17 protein-coding genes, 1 rRNA gene and 2 riboswitches are annotated in these 15617 nt (G+C 26.5%); of the genes, 6 read left to right on the top strand and 12 right to left on the bottom strand.

The genetic code is table 11. The annotated features are described in order from the left end of the window. Positions 1 to 7: 7 nt before the first annotated feature. From EGD97_RS09555 to EGD97_RS09540, 4 genes are all read left to right on the top strand, one after another. Positions 8 to 469, top strand: a complete 462-nt coding sequence (locus EGD97_RS09555; RefSeq protein ID WP_127837183.1) for a hypothetical protein — start codon at positions 8 to 10, stop codon at positions 467 to 469. A 1-nt stretch (position 470) separates the two neighbouring features. After that, positions 471 to 1133, top strand: a complete 663-nt coding sequence (locus EGD97_RS09550) for an accessory gene regulator ArgB-like protein (RefSeq protein WP_127837182.1) — start codon at positions 471 to 473, stop codon at positions 1131 to 1133. 1 nt (position 1134) lies between these two features. Beyond that, on the top strand, positions 1135 to 1260 hold the full coding sequence (locus EGD97_RS09545) for a cyclic lactone autoinducer peptide (protein WP_127837181.1): 126 nt from the start codon (positions 1135 to 1137) through the stop codon (positions 1258 to 1260). Between the two features lie 104 nt (positions 1261 to 1364). Next, positions 1365 to 3212 carry a sensor histidine kinase gene (locus EGD97_RS09540; protein ID WP_127837180.1) on the top strand — a complete coding sequence of 616 codons (1848 nt, stop codon included), beginning with the start codon at positions 1365 to 1367 and terminating at the stop codon, positions 3210 to 3212. 130 nt (positions 3213 to 3342) lie between these two features. Here EGD97_RS09540 and EGD97_RS09535 read toward each other — a convergent pair whose 3' ends face one another. The 10 genes from EGD97_RS09535 to EGD97_RS09490 form a co-directional block, all read right to left on the bottom strand. After that, positions 3343 to 4668: a uracil-xanthine permease family protein gene (locus tag EGD97_RS09535; protein WP_228202006.1), complete on the bottom strand. Its 1326-nt coding sequence runs from the start codon at positions 4666 to 4668 to the stop codon at positions 3343 to 3345. 35 nt (positions 4669 to 4703) lie between these two features. Then, a complete protein-coding gene (locus EGD97_RS09530) occupies positions 4704 to 5276 on the bottom strand; it encodes a xanthine phosphoribosyltransferase (protein ID WP_127837178.1) in 573 nt (190 codons plus the stop codon). A 140-nt stretch (positions 5277 to 5416) separates the two neighbouring features. Then, positions 5417 to 5518: riboswitch (purine riboswitch) on the bottom strand. A gap of 102 nt (positions 5519 to 5620) precedes the next feature. Then, positions 5621 to 5791 carry a DUF362 domain-containing protein gene (locus EGD97_RS09525; RefSeq protein WP_078682934.1) on the bottom strand — a complete coding sequence of 57 codons (171 nt, stop codon included), beginning with the start codon at positions 5789 to 5791 and terminating at the stop codon, positions 5621 to 5623. 133 nt (positions 5792 to 5924) lie between these two features. Further along, on the bottom strand, positions 5925 to 6128 hold the full coding sequence (locus tag EGD97_RS09520) for a heavy-metal-associated domain-containing protein (RefSeq protein ID WP_078682933.1): 204 nt from the start codon (positions 6126 to 6128) through the stop codon (positions 5925 to 5927). 24 nt (positions 6129 to 6152) lie between these two features. Continuing rightward, positions 6153 to 7061 carry a PSP1 domain-containing protein gene (locus EGD97_RS09515; protein WP_078682932.1) on the bottom strand — a complete coding sequence of 303 codons (909 nt, stop codon included), beginning with the start codon at positions 7059 to 7061 and terminating at the stop codon, positions 6153 to 6155. Positions 7062 to 7077: 16 nt separating this feature from the next. Next, positions 7078 to 8025 (bottom strand): DNA polymerase III subunit delta', encoded by a 948-nt coding sequence (locus EGD97_RS09510; protein ID WP_078682931.1) that lies wholly within the window; start codon positions 8023 to 8025, stop codon positions 7078 to 7080. Positions 8026 to 8066: 41 nt separating this feature from the next. Continuing rightward, on the bottom strand, positions 8067 to 8396 hold the full coding sequence (locus tag EGD97_RS09505; RefSeq protein WP_078682930.1) for a cyclic-di-AMP receptor: 330 nt from the start codon (positions 8394 to 8396) through the stop codon (positions 8067 to 8069). Between the two features lie 204 nt (positions 8397 to 8600). Then, entirely contained in the window at positions 8601 to 9218 is a 618-nt protein-coding gene (gene tmk / locus EGD97_RS09500) for a dTMP kinase (RefSeq protein WP_127837177.1), read from the bottom strand. A gap of 1 nt (position 9219) precedes the next feature. After that, positions 9220 to 10671: an aminotransferase class I/II-fold pyridoxal phosphate-dependent enzyme gene (locus EGD97_RS09495; RefSeq protein WP_127837176.1), complete on the bottom strand. Its 1452-nt coding sequence runs from the start codon at positions 10669 to 10671 to the stop codon at positions 9220 to 9222. Next, on the bottom strand, positions 10650 to 10862 hold the full coding sequence (locus EGD97_RS09490; RefSeq protein ID WP_127837175.1) for a sigma factor G inhibitor Gin: 213 nt from the start codon (positions 10860 to 10862) through the stop codon (positions 10650 to 10652). Before EGD97_RS09490 ends, EGD97_RS09495 begins: the two co-directional genes overlap by 22 nt. A 172-nt stretch (positions 10863 to 11034) precedes the next feature. Between EGD97_RS09490 and EGD97_RS09485 the strand changes: the two genes are divergently transcribed. Beyond that, positions 11035 to 12213: a M20 family peptidase gene (locus tag EGD97_RS09485; RefSeq protein WP_127837174.1), complete on the top strand. Its 1179-nt coding sequence runs from the start codon at positions 11035 to 11037 to the stop codon at positions 12211 to 12213. Between the two features lie 112 nt (positions 12214 to 12325). After that, complete coding sequence (locus EGD97_RS09480) at positions 12326 to 13273, top strand: magnesium transporter CorA family protein (protein WP_078682925.1); 948 nt, start codon at positions 12326 to 12328, stop codon at positions 13271 to 13273. A gap of 126 nt (positions 13274 to 13399) precedes the next feature. Here EGD97_RS09480 and EGD97_RS09475 read toward each other — a convergent pair whose 3' ends face one another. Then, positions 13400 to 14677, bottom strand: a complete 1278-nt coding sequence (locus EGD97_RS09475) for an O-acetylhomoserine aminocarboxypropyltransferase/cysteine synthase family protein (RefSeq protein WP_127837173.1) — start codon at positions 14675 to 14677, stop codon at positions 13400 to 13402. A 93-nt stretch (positions 14678 to 14770) separates the two neighbouring features. Beyond that, positions 14771 to 14874, bottom strand: a riboswitch (SAM riboswitch). 454 nt (positions 14875 to 15328) lie between these two features. Beyond that, a 5S ribosomal RNA gene (rrf, locus tag EGD97_RS09470) occupies positions 15329 to 15445 on the bottom strand. Between the last annotated feature and the right edge of the window lie 172 nt (positions 15446 to 15617).

The following is a 15617-nucleotide window of genomic DNA, read 5'->3' as shown; positions in this document are numbered from 1 at the left end:
ATTTAATATGCTGAAATTATCTTTGTTTGAATTTATTGTAAGATCTATACCCGAAGAATTTTTGTTTGTTTTAGCAGTTCATGCGTTTTCAAAAACGCGTATTAATCTAAAAAAATATTTATTATCAGGAATATTATTTTCATTTATAGTCTATTTAATTAGGATGCTTCCTATTCAATTAGGTATACATACTATATTAAATTTGGTTATAATTGTTACAATAACCAGTTTTATAAATAAAATTGATATTATTAATTCCATACGTGCTGGATTTATTATATTTATTCTTGGTTTTATATTTGAAGGAATAAATCTTTTATTTATACAATTTTTATTAAAAAAAGATTTAAACTATATAATGAGTAATACTATTTTAAAAACTTTATATGGACTACCCTCTTTATTTTTATTTGCGATTTTTGTAATAGCATATTATATTATATTATTAAAAAGAAATGAGCTGAATTAATATGGAAAATTTAACAAATAGTATAGCTGAAAAAATTAGTTCAGAATTAGGATTAGATAATGATAGTAAAGAAGTCATTGCTTATGGTACTTTTGCTTTAATACAAACATTGCTTTCTATATTTTTAGTTGTTATATTTGGAGCTGTATTTAAAGTTTTAATTGAATCTTTAATAGTATCATTTACTATTAGTATTCTTAGAAAATATTCAGGAGGTGCACACGCTAGCTCACCTGGTATTTGTACTGCAATTGGTACTATTATAGCTGTTGGATTCGCACTTATTATATATTTTATTATAGCTCCATTATTTAATATAAATTTAACTATATTTTTCGGTTTACTTACTTTCTCTTGGTCTTATTATATTATATTAAAATTAGCACCAGTAGATAGTATTTCTAAACCAATTAAGACACAAAAGAAGAAAGAGAGAATGAAAAAAGAATCTATATTAGTTTTAGGTATATATCTTATAATTGTTCTTATTAACATTATTATATATATCTTAATTCACAATAAAAGTTTTTTAATTTTTTCTATATGTATTTATAGTGGTATTACGTGGCAGACATTTACGCTTACTTATAAAGGTCATATTGCTTTCCTAAAAATAGATTCTTTTTTTAATAAATTATTAAATTTAGCAAAGGGGGAAAAGTAATATGAAAAAGAAAATATTAACATTAATAGCTTCTTTAGCAACTGTTTTAGCTGCTACAGTTGCTTCTTCTGCTTGTATATGGTCAGCATATCAACCAGAAGAGCCTAAATGTTTAAGAGAAGAATAAGCTTTTAGGCAAAAATAAATCTTAAGGTCGGTTTTACCGGCCTTAAGTACTTTTAAATTAAAATATAAATATTTTACTAAAATATTTATATCTGGAGGATTAAAATGAATATTTTAGAAAATGATAATGAAAAAAACATTAATAGCATATTGGCAATTATTAAATCTGTATCGCTTATTTTTGGTATAATTATAAATTCATATGAAAATTTAATAAATGAAAATTTTAATTCTGGTATGAATTTTACTCAAACCCTTCTAATTATGTATGGAGTGTTTATACCTTTTATGCTTATTGTATATTCATTGTGGTCTTATTTATATTTAAACAAAAAAAATATTAAATATTCTAGGAATACATTAATAGTAGAAAATTTTGTTTTTGTGTTCTTTTTTTCAATATTAATTATGTTATCAGATTCTTATTCAAGTGAATATAAATTTTTATTTCTATTTGTTGTTATTTCTTCTGTAATTCAACTAGGTGCTAAATTTGGAATTATTATAGCTTCAGTTTCATCATTTATAATATTATCAATAGATTTATTTTTTGCACCCCAATCAAATGTTAATATTTATTTTCAAGGTGATTTAATTCTTACTGCTGCTCTTATACTTGTTGCATGGTCTTTAGGTAAATATGTTACATTGCAAAATGAAAACATAGAAAAAAAAGATGCTCAGCTTCAAATATTGAACAAAAAATTAACTGAACAAGAATTAAAAAGAAGATATATAGAACATATTATTGTAAACAATGAAACTTGTTACAATCTTCTGATTAATAATAGTAATGATGCTATATTTGTTCATCGTAATAATAAATTAATTTTTGCAAATGAAAAAGCTGCCTCTTTAATAGGTATAGAATTAGAATCATTAATTAATAAATCTATTTTAGAATTTGTTCCTAATGATGAAATAGATTATATAGAGAATAAATATAATGATATTTATAAAAATGAATCACATACAGCATCTTTTGAACAAAAATTAATAGGAGTTAACGGAATAATAACCGTAGTTCAAAATACTTCTACTTATTTTATTTATGATGGAGAACCAACAATACTTACAATACTTAGAGATATTACTTCTGAAAAACAGGTTGAAATATTACAAAAGGATGTTCAAAAAAATATAAAATTATTAAATGAAACACGTGAATTCAATAAACTTATAACAGAGTTTTTTTCTAATATATCTCATGAGCTTAAAACACCTTTAAACATTATTTTTTCTTCATTACAGTTGTTAGATTTATATAATGAAAATGATGAAAATAAATTTATGCAAAATAAAAACAAATATATTAATATAATGAAACAAAATTGTTATAGACTTATGAGGTTAATTAACAATTTACTTGATATAACAAGAGCAGATTCAGGATTTTTAGTTCCTCATATGAAAAATTGCAATATAATAAGTATTGTAGAAGATATTACAATGTCTGTTACGTCATTTGCAGAAAGTAAAGGTATTAACCTTATTTTTGATACTGACTGCGAAGAAAAAATAATGGCAATTGATCCTGATAAAATTGAAAGAATTGTTCTAAACTTACTTTCAAACGCTGTAAAATTTACAAATTGTAATGGACAAATTCTTGTAAATATATTTACAAAAGAAGATTATGTAACAATTTCAATAAAAGATAATGGAATTGGTATACCTAAAGATAAAACTCAATTAATTTTTGAAAGATTCAGGCAAGTAGATAGAAGCTTTACTAGAGCTCACGAAGGAAGCGGTATAGGGCTTTCACTTGTAAAATCTTTTGTTGAAATGCATGAAGGAACAATTGAAGTAAATAGCCAATTAGGTAAAGGTAGTGAATTTATAATTAAACTTCCTGTTAAGCTATGTGATGAAGATTATATAGAAGAATCTTTAATAGATGATAATATTATAGAAAGGATTAGTATTGAATTTTCAGATATATATTCTTAAATATAATACAATATGCTTTTAAAAATCCTCTGATATAAATAAATTTTTAAAAAATCGCTGTCTAAGTAAATAAAAGTTACTATATATTTAACAACTTTTATAAAACTTAAACAGCGATTTTTTTCTAAATTTAACTTGCTTTCTCTTCTAATAAATTAACATCTTCTTTTTCTTCTTTAGGTAGAACAATATTTAAAATAAATGCAATAATTCCAGCATTAGCTACCCCTGAGGATCCAAATACCATTTTAAACCATTGAGGGAATACATCTAGTGCTCCAGGTACCATTCCTACTCCAAATCCTAAACCAAGTGCTACTGCTACTATCATACTGTTTCTATTATTAAGAGGTTCTATTGTAATCATATTTATTCCTGCAATTACAATCATTGCAAACATAATAATAGCAGCTCCTCCAAGTACACTTGAAGGCATAATAGCAATCAAAGATCCCACTTTAGGAAAAAGACCTCCTAAAATAAGTATTCCTGCACCAGTAGCTATACTAAATCTATTAACAACTTTTGTCATTGATATTATACTTACATTTTGCCCAAACGCCGAGTTAGGAAGTACTCCAAATATAGCTGCAAAAGAACTTCCAACAGCATCAGCTACAACCGCTCCACTTAATTCTTTATCTGTTATCTCCCTATTTAGTCCATTTAAAGCTATAGCTGAAGAATTTCCTATAGTTTCCATAGCGCTTATAGCAAAAACAATAAGCATTGATATTATCGCATCTATATGAAAAGTTATTCCAAAATCAAAAGGTATAGGTATAGATATCCAGCTTGCTGAAACAATTTGACTAATATCAAGTTTTCCCATAAAAAAGGCTACTATATATCCTGCTAATATTCCTATTAATATTGCTGCAGAGCTTGTGGCATCTTTTCTAAACATACTAAAATACAAAACTACAACAAGAACAATAAGCCCTAAAAATAAATTAGAAAAGGATCCAAAGTCAGAAGCTCCTTGTCCACCTGCAAAATAATTCATACCTACAGGAAGAAGTGAAAGACCTATAGATAATACTACTGTTCCTATAACTATTGGGGAAAAATACTTTCTAAAAGATTTTAAAAATATTCCTAAAAAGGCTATAATTATTCCGGAAACAAAACATGCTCCCATAATTGCTGAAAATCCATATTTTGTTCCAATTGCTATGGCAGTAGGAACAAAAGTAAAACTAGTTCCCATTACAATAGGAAGCTTTGATCCAATAGGTCCTATAGGATATAACTGAAATAAAGTAGCTACTCCCGCAACAAACATTGCACATTGTATTAGTTTAATTTGTACTTCTATAGGTAATTTTAATGCATTGCAAACTATTATAACCGGTGCAATATTTCCTACAAACATAGCAACTACATGCTGCAATCCAAAAATTAAAGAATCTTTTAAAGCTGGTCTTCCATCTAATTCATATACTTTTTTATCCATTTTATCCTCCTGCATTTTTTATAATTATTATAAGGTTATCTTAAAATAACTTTATTATTTTCAAATTTATCAATTATAGCAAGTGATTCAACTCTTATACCTTCTTTTTCAATAGCACTTCTGCCTTCTTGAAACCCCTTTTCTATAACTATTCCAACCCCAACAATTTCAGCACCTGCTTGTCTTATAATATCTATAAGCCCTAAAGCAGCTCTTCCATTTGCAAGAAAATCATCTATGATAAGCACTTTATCTTCAGATGTAATATAATCTTTACTTACTTTTACCATATATTTTTGTTTTTTTGTATAAGAATAAACCTCTGATTCATAAACATCTCCAAAAAAATTACTACCTAAGGTTTTTTTTGCAAAAACTACTGGAACAAAATCAAAATATTGTGAAGTAATACATGCAATTCCAATCCCTGAAGATTCTATAGTAAGTATCTTAGTAACTTTATTTCTTTCGAATCTTCTTTTGAATTCCTTTCCTATTTCGTTAAATAATTTTATATCCATTTGATGATTTATAAATGAATCCACTTTAAGAATATTTCCTGGCAATACCTTCCCTTGTTTTAATATTTCATCAACCAAAGCTTTCATATATCATTCTCCTTTAAATAAAAAAAATTCCTAAGCAGCTAAACTACCTAGGAATATATAATTTCAATGCTTTAATTATAAGCTAAAATATCAATTAAACTATAAAGTTTAAATTATAGTTTATAAAATACATAAAAGCATTGGTTAAATTATATATTCGTAGTCAGGTAGTTTACGGCCTCCTGGTAGAAACACTCAAACCATATTTTTGAGCATATACGAATAAATACTATAATACTCGACAAAATATTTTATATATTAATTATATATAATATTTTATTAAAATCAACCATTATTTTTTATTCAATAAATAAAAAGACCACATTTGTGGCCTTTTATTTAAATTAGTCTTGTTCAGGTGCTCCTACTGGACAAACATTAGCACAGTTTCCGCAATCTATGCATGAATCTGCATCAATTACATAAATACTGTCTCCTTCACTTATACAACTAACTGGGCATTCTGCAGCACATGCTCCGCAGCTTATGCAAGCATCTGTTATTTTGTATGCCATAATATACTCCTCCTAAAATTTATACTTATTTTAGATAATTGCTGCAATATATTTATTGCATAGTTTCAACATCTATTTTACCACTTTTTTATTTATTTTCAATGGTTTTATATTATAGTTTTTTTGAATAATTTTATATTATAGTATAACCTAAATCTTCAAGGCATTGTATTATGTCATCTTGTGTTAAAAAATAATCATCATAAACAACATTAACTTCCTGTTTTTCTTTGCATATTTGACAAGCTACAACACCTTCATTTTTAGATATAGCCTCTCTTATGATATTTACATCTGTTAATGTCCTCATATTAGCAATTTTTATTACTGATTTCATAATATCCCTCTTAGTCTATCAGACTTAATTTTCTTCAAATAATTCTTTTATTTCTTTTATATCAACATCTTCATCTATAATTTCTATTTTAATTTCTTCTTCATTTATAGTACCTTCATAGCCTCCAGAAACTAAAGTAACATTCTTTAATTTATAGTCTTTTATTATCTCATCTTCATTAACTTTTATTTTTACTTTAACTATCTCTTTAATAACACTATTAGATACTACTTCTCCCTCACCATCAGGAGTTTTTACTATAGACCCCACTTTAGGAAGTCTTTTTCTTATATCTTCATAGGCTTCTTGCTCATAATTTAAACAACACATAAGCCTTCCGCATATACCTGATATTTTGCTTGGATTTAATGAAAGATTTTGTTCTTTAGCCATTTTTATTGAAACTGGAGCAAAATCTCCTAAAAAACTGGAACAGCATAAAGGCCTTCCACAAGGGCCAAGCCCCCCAACCATTTTAGATTCATCGCGCACTCCAATCTGTCTAAGTTCTATTCTAGTTCTGAAAATTGCGGCTAAATCCTTTACAAGTTCTCTAAAGTCAACTCTTCCATCTGCAGTAAAATAAAATATAACTTTGTTACTATCAAAAGTATATTCTACATCAATAAGCTTCATAATTAAATTATGCTGTTTAATTTTTTCAAGGCATATATTAAAAGCTTCTTTTTCTTTAAGCTGAAGCTCTTTATGTTTTTCTTCATCTTCAATAGTTGATTTTCGAATAACTGGTTTAAGAGGGGCAATTACTTCTTCATCCTTTATTTCTTTAATATCTGTAACACATTCTCCAAATTCTATGCCCCTTGCGGTTTCTACTATAACATTATCCCCTTTTTGAATAACTGTTAAGCCTGGATCAAAATAATATATTTTCCCCGCTTTTTTAAAGCGTACTCCTATAACTTTTACCATAAAGCCTCCTATATTTTTATGAATCTAAAAATTTTATAAGCATAGTACTGAAAGTTAAAGATGTATTTACATTACTTTCAAGCCTCTGCCTACTTTCATTTACTATATCTATAATAGCACTTAATCTATTAAAAGAAAATATAGAAGACATATCTTTTATAATATTAATTTTATCCAAATTAATTATAATATCCTCTTTACCAGTTTCCTTATACACCATTATATCTCTTATATATGATAAAATCCATGTAAGAACTTCCTGCCATTGATCTTTATATTTAATTAAGAATTTTTCATATTTTAAAAACTCCTCTATATTTTTACTATTTATATCTAATAAAATATTCAATGTATTATCTCTTATATCTTTAAAATTTTTATCTTCTATAAATTTTAAAGCTCGTCCAGGTATACCATCACTAAAAGCTATAATTGTTTTAATATCATTTGTTGTAAGAGTTTTATATCTATAACTTAAAAATTCATACATTTCCTCAAAGCTAAGTCTTTGAAGTTTATGAATCTGACATCTTGATTTTATAGTTTCTAATATTTCATCAAGTTTTTCACATAATAAAATAATAAAAACACCTTTAGGAGGTTCTTCTATAGTTTTTAAAAAAGCATTTTGAGCTTCTACTGTCATCTTATTTGCTTCATATATTATAATTACTTTTTTATCTCCTTCATAAGGCTTTTTATTTATTTCATCTATTACTTTATCAACCACATCTTTAATACCTATAGACTTTTTATTATTAGGTATTCTATATTCCACTAAATCTGTATACTCTCTGTCTAAATCCTTACCTAAAATTTTTAACCCTATTCCTCTTGCTATAAGACTTTTACCTATACCATCTTCGCCCACAATAAGATGGGCATGAGAAAACATGCCCTTATCTATTGAATTATTAATTTGATTTATTATACTTTTGTGTCCTATTATTTTATCAAGCTTCAATTTAATCCCTACTTTGATAGTATAATTTTAATACAGTTTTATTATATTTTTATAAATTTATCAACATCTACAACGAAAATTGTAGCTCCGCCTACCTCAACTTCAACAGGATAAGGTACATAAATCCCTGCAGAACTTGCTATTGGAGATGGTGATGTTACAACTTGGTCACGGGTCTTACATACATCTTCAATTAATCCTAATACTTTATCAACTTTTTCAGCCTCTACGCCTATCATCAAAGTTGTATTTCCTGATTTTAAAAATCCACCTGTAGTTGCAAGCTTAGTTACTCTAAAACCTTCATCAGTCAATACATCTATCAATTCACCAGCATCATTATCTTGAACTATAGCAATTATAAGTTTCATAAATACTCCCTCCTTAATTTTTGGTGTCGTAAAATAAAATTTTACTCTTAATATACCTCATTACATTATATTACTTATATTATAATGTATTTACAGTAAAATAGCAAAAGATTTACATATTTTATATGTTTAAGCATAAATTATTAATTAATACTTTAATTTTATAAACTTTTATAAAATCAATCTTTATAAGCTATAAATAAATTATAAAATTTCTTCTATAAAATTAATTATTTCATTATGTATTTCTTTAATACTTCTATTAGCATCTATCACTTTTATATAATTTGAATTTTTTGAAAGTTCCATGTACCCTTCATAAACTCTTTTATGAAAATCATTCCCACTATTTTCTAATCTATCAAAAGATTTTTGCTTTTCTTTTCTTTTAAGACCTTCTTCATAGGAAATAGTAAGCATAAAAGTTATATCAGCTTTAAGTCCATCTGTTGCTGCTTCGTTTATCATTCTTATTCTTTCTACTCCAAGATTTCTTCCTATTCCCTGATATACTATGGAAGATTCAACAAATCTATCACAAATAACAATCTTTCCCTTATCTATAGCAGGCTTTATTATTTGCTCTACAAGTTGTGAACGTGCTGCGGCATATAATAATGCTTCACACATTGGAGACATATCATTGTTATTATTATCAAGTATAATATCTCTAATTTTTTCACTTATTCTTGTTCCTCCTGGTTCTCTTGTACAAACTACATTAAGTCCTTTATTATTTAAATATTCTTTTAAAAGAGATATCTGAGTAGTCTTTCCTGAACCATCAGGTCCTTCAAATGTTATTAATAATCCTTTACTCATCTTATTCCTCCACAACAGTTATTTTATTATTTTCTAATCCTAATACTGTTATTTTTTGTTTCATGTAATATTTTATCATATTTAAAATTTTATTATCTATAAATTCTCCTGCATTTAACAATGGAATTCCAGGTGGATAAGGTACTACTTCTTCTGCACATATTTTCCCTAAAGATTCATCTATATTAATCTTTTTCTTTTTTTTATCTAAAACTTCATAAGGTAAAAGCTTAGCCTTAGGTATATATACATCTTCTATATTTATAATTAAATCATCTTTTAACTTATTTACATCACATTCATTAAGTGCTTCATATAATCTTATAAAATCTTCTTCTTTATTAAAAGGTGAAAATAATAAAACTACATTTCTAAAATCACTCATCTCACATTGTATTTTTTTACTTCTTAAATATTTTAAAAGTTTATGTCCACTATAGCCCTCTTTAACATTTATTACAAATCGGCTTAAATCCAAAACAGGATATTTGGGATTTTTAAAATCCATTTCTTTTACTATATCATCTTCACTTAATACATGAAGCCATTCTAATTTATTTATCTTTTCTTTATAAATTTCTTCTAAATCAATAAGTTTCCTATATCCTTCTTCCCCAAATTCCTGAAGGTAATATCTAGCATAATCCATGGAACACATAAGCATATAAGAAGGGCTTGTACTTAAAAAACTGCTTACATAAAAATCTACTTTATTTATGTCTATATTTGAATTTTTATTAACATGTAGATACGCAGTTTGAGTAAGACTTGGAGTAGTTTTATGAGAACTCATAACTATCATATCTGCTCCAAGCTTTAAAGCACTTTGTGGAAGTTTTTCATTAACACCAAAATGAGCTCCATGAGCTGAATCTACTAAAACTTTCATATTATATTTTTTAGCCTCAGATATAATAAGTTCTAAATTAGTACAAATACCATAATAATTAGGGTAAGTAACTATAATTCCTTTAGCATCTTTATGTTTATTTATTAAACTTAAAAAATGCTCCATATCAATAGACATAGGAGCATTATATTTTTTGCTTATTTTGTTTCTAACATATACAGGCTTAAGTTTTCTCATTATTATTCCATTAAATATCGATCTGTGGCAATTTCTTTCTATTATTACTTTATCGCCTTCTTTAAAGCTTGAAAATATCATAGCTAAGTTACCGCTTGTACTTCCATTTACTAAAAAATATGATTTTTTACTCCCATAAAATTCACTTAATAAATCCAAACTTTCTTTTATTATACCTTCAGGATGATGCAAATTATCTAATCCATCAACTTCTGTAATATCAGCTTTTAAAAAATTTTTATAAAGTTCTTCTCCTATTTTAGTATTTTGAAATCCTATCCCACCTTTATGCCCAGGCATACAAAAATATATATTATTTTCTTTAACGTATTTTAATACTCCTTCTACAAGTGGTAATTTTGACAATTAATTTCCTCTCCTTTAAGTGCATTTTGAACAATATTCTTTTTTATACAATTTTTATAATACTCATAAAAATCTGTATTCATTTGAGTGTTAATTATTTTTTCTTCACAGCATTTACATATTCTTTTGCCGCTTATTATTATACCACTATTTAGAGGCTTTCTACATATTATACATACTTGTCTTTTCATAATTTCCCCCTTGAAAATAATTTCTTTTTTAAATTGTTGCCTCTTATACTATATTTTATTCAAATACTTTCTTTTTTTTATTTTGTCCACCTAAATATTTATAAATATATTTTTAATTTTAAGGAAACACTATTTTATATTATTTAACGTAATTTTATGGAGGGTGATAGATATGAAACAAGAAATGATAAGCTACCTTCAAACAATAAAAGAAGATATTTTTAATCTTTCTAAATATCTTTATGAAAATCCTGAAGAAAGTTTTTATGAATATAAAGCTTATAATTATTTAATCAAAATGCTTAAAGAGCATAACTTTAAAGTTACAGAAAATTATCTTGAAATTCCTACTGCTTTTTATGCTGAATATGGTAGCGGTCATCCTAAAATATGCTATATATGTGAATATGACGCTGCTACAAAAGAAGGACATATAACTGGTCATAATTTAATTTCTGCTATGTCTATGGGAGCTGCTCTTTCTTTATCTAAAGTTATTGATAAATTTAAAAGTGGTACTATAATTGTACTAGGTTGTCCTGGAGAATTTATAAGTAGTTCCAAAGTAACTATGACAAAGCAAGGCACTTTTGAAGATATAGATGTTGTGCTTATGGCTCATCCTGATATAGAAAACCATGAAAGTGGTACTTCTATGGCACTGCTTCCTATAAAAATAAAATACACAAGCAAAAACACTTTAACATATTCTCAAGATGGTGTATATTCTTCACTTGATGCTTGTTATTTTATATTTAATGCAATAAGTTTTCTTAAAAATGGATTTAAAAAAAATTGCTATATAGATAACATTATAATAAAAAATAATAGTTCTCCTGATGTTATTCCTAAAGAATCAACTATAGAATTTTACATAAGAGCTTCTAAAATGACTCAAGCTTGTGAGATAGAGAAAAAAATTGAACAATTAGCTAATACTGTTTCTAATTTAATGGAAATTATTTGCGAAACATCAAGGCCATCTCTTCCATATGATGAAATTATTCCAAACACTACTCTTTCTAGAATATTTTCTCATAATCTTAAAGAAGTTGGAATAATAGATATAGGAGATGCTAAAAATTCTTTAGCTGGTATAAGTATTGGAACTGTAAGTCATGTAGTTCCATGTATACATCCATATATATCTATAACAGATGATAAATCCATAAAATATTCAAGTCTTGAATTTGCTAAAGCTACTGTTTCTAATTATGCTAAAGATACTATATTAAAAGCTGCATCAGCCTTAGCTATGACTGGTCTTGATTTATTAGAAAAAGAATCATTACTTCAAGAGGTAAAATCTGAATTTTATAAAAATGTACAAAACTTAAAAATTAATTGCTAAAAATAAAAGTTTTCTATGTTACTTTTATAGACAATATTTTTTTATATATTATAATATAATTAAGAATGAAGTAAACTCCCTTCATTCTTAATTATTTTGGGGAGGTTTTAATATGGTTTCAATTTACAAACACATAGATGAATCCGGGAATACTTTAAAAAAACTTGACAATATTGAACCTGGATGTTGGATTAATATAGTTGCTCCCTCTGAACAAGAACTTTTATTAGTATCAAAACGAACTGGAGTGTCTATAGAATTTTTACGTTCTGCCTTAGATGAAGAGGAAACTTCTCGTATTGATATGGAAAACAATAATTTACTTTTTATAGTTGATATACCCTTTACAGAAATGGAAGAAAACTCTCTTACATATGACACTTACCCTTTATCAATAATACATACTGAATCTGTTATTATCACTATATGTTTAAAAAACAGTAAAATATTAACTGATTTTATTGAGGGAAAGGTCAAATCTTTTTTTACTTTTAAACGCTCAAGATTTATTCTTCAAATTTTATATAAAATATCCACTTACTATTTATTGTATTTAAGACAAATAGATAAAAAAAGTTTAATGATTGAAAAAAAATTACATAAATCAATGAAAAATAAAGAACTTATTCAACTTTTATCTTTAGAAAAATCTTTAGTATATTTTTCTACATCTTTAAAATCTAATGAATTAACTCTTGAAAAAATGCTTAAACTAGATATTATGCAAAAATATCCAGAGGATAAAGACGTTTTAGAAGATGTTATAATAGAAAACAAACAAGCTATTGAAATGGCAAATATATATAGTAATATTTTAAGTGGAACTATGGATGCTTTTGCTTCTGTAATTTCTAATAATTTAAGCATAGTTATGAAATTTATGACTTCTATAACTATAGTAATGTCAATTCCAACTGTAATAAGTGGATTATTTGGTATGAACGTTGCAGTGCCTTGGAATGATTCTTTAACTCCTTATGGATTTTGGTATGTATTAATTTTAATTACCATAGCTATTATAATTGCCATAATTTTATTAGATAAAAAGGACATGTTTTAAACCTATGATATCAGAAAACTAATAATTATAATTTTATAAATAAAACCATATAAAAGCCATACATAAAAAGTTTTTATTAATTTATGCATGGCTTTTATAATTTAATACATTAACTTCAGTTTAAAATTAAATATTCTTTAAAGCTTCATCTAAATCATTTATTAAATCTTGTGCATTTTCAATTCCTATAGAAACTCTAATAAGCTCTGGAGTAACACCAGCTTCCTTTTGTTCTTTTTCATTAAGCTGCTGATGAGTTGTTGATGCTGGATGAATAATTAATGATTTTGCATCTCCAACATTAGCAAGATGAGAAAATATTTTTAGATTTCTAATAAGATTCTTTCCAGATTCATATCCACCTTTAACTCCAAAAGTAAAAATTGCTCCTGCCCCTTTACTTAAATACTTTTTAGCTAAATCTTTATACTTATTTCCTTCTATTTCTGGATAACTCACCCATTCAACCTTAGGATGATTTTTCAAAAATTCAACAACTTTTCTTGTATTATAAACATGCCTTTCCATCCTTAAAGAAAGAGTTTCAAGACCTAATATTAATAAGAAAGAATTAAATGGAGATATGCATGCTCCTGTATCTCTTAATAAAGAAACTCTAAGTTTAGTTATATAAGCTGCTTCACCTATATCATTATAATAAGAAAGTCCATGATAACTTAAATCCGGCTCAACTAAATTAGGAAATCTTCCATTATTCCAATTAAATTTTCCTGAATCAACAACTACTCCTCCAATTGCAGTTCCATGCCCTCCAATATATTTTGTAGCAGAATATATTACTATATCTGCACCAAAATCAAATGGTCTACACAAATAAGCAGTTGCAAAAGTATTATCAATAATAACTGGTACTCCATTTTCATGAGCTATTTCTGCTACTTTTTCTATATCTATAACATTTATTCCTGGATTACCTATAGTTTCTATAAATACCGCCTTAGTCTTTTCATTTATAGCACTTCTAAAATTTTCTGCCTCATCTGGATTAACAAATTTAACTGTTATGCCTAAATTTTTAAATGTATGTGAAAAAAGCGTATATGTTCCTCCATATAAAGTACTTGCAGCAACTATCTCATCTCCAGCACCTGCAATATTTAATATAGAGTACATAATAGCTGCCATACCAGAAGCTACTGCTACTGCTCCAACTCCGCCTTCAAGTTCTGCAATTCTTTTTTCTAATACATCTGTAGTTGGATTCATAATTCTTGTATATATGTTACCTGATTTCTCAAGTGAAAATAAAGCTGCTGCATCTTCTGGTGAATCAAAAACATAAGAAGTAGTTTGATATATTGGAACTGCTCTAGACTTTGTTGCAGGATCTGGTTCCTGTCCTGCATGCACTTGTAATGTTTCAAATGCTAATTTTTTATTCATTTTAAAGCCCCCATTTATTTAAAAATTTTTAATAAAGCAAATAAAAAAATCTTCTTGCAGATAAAAACTACAAGAAGATTTAACTCCTTATTGTTCTTATCTTTCAGGATAACACCTGCTGGAATTGGCACCGATAAACTAACGTTCCGGTTGCCAAGGTTTCACTGGGCCAGTCCCTCCACCTTTCTTGATAAGCTACTTTATTAAATTAATATGATAATAACACCAACTATTTTAAGTGTCAATATATTTTTTGTAATTTTTATAAAATTTATAATAATATCCTAATATAGCATATAGCACAATTTTGTTGATAACTCAGGAAAAATAATTAAAAAAATCACCAATAAAGTTAATTATAATATTATAAAAATTTTAAGACATTTTTATAATAATTGATAAAGAAATTTACTCTTGCATCATTAAAACTTACTCTACTTTCTATACTTTGCTAAAGCTGGACATTTTATTTTTAAAATAGATATTTTTTATGTTTATTATAATAATTGATAAGTATAAAAATTTTTTGTATTTATTATAATAATTGAAGGTAAATTTTAAATTATAGATATTTAATTATATAGATATTTTCAAATCACAATAGAAAAACTAACAAAAAACCACTAAGCTTTTAAACTTAGTGGTTTTTTAACCTGGCAACGTCCTACTCTTCCACTCGGTCTCCCGAGCAGTACCATCGGCGCTGAGAAGCTTAACTTGCGTGTTCGGAATGGGAACGGGTGTTACCTTCTCGCCATCATCACCAGATAATTCATTTCTGACAGATTGTATTTTATCACCTTTATATACAGCTGTCAATATAATTTAAAAAAATTTTATTGTTTAGAATTTATTGTTTTATTATACTCCGTCACTAAACTATCACGGAATAATAATATCAAAGAAAACAATATTTTAATTGTTCTCTCAAAATTGCACA

Source organism: Clostridium prolinivorans (genome assembly GCF_004011155.1).
Taxonomy (GTDB): Bacteria; Bacillota; Clostridia; order Clostridiales; family Clostridiaceae; genus Clostridium_AT; species Clostridium_AT prolinivorans.
Note: the sequence above shows the minus strand (reverse complement) of the source record. Positions and strands in the feature narration are given on the sequence as shown.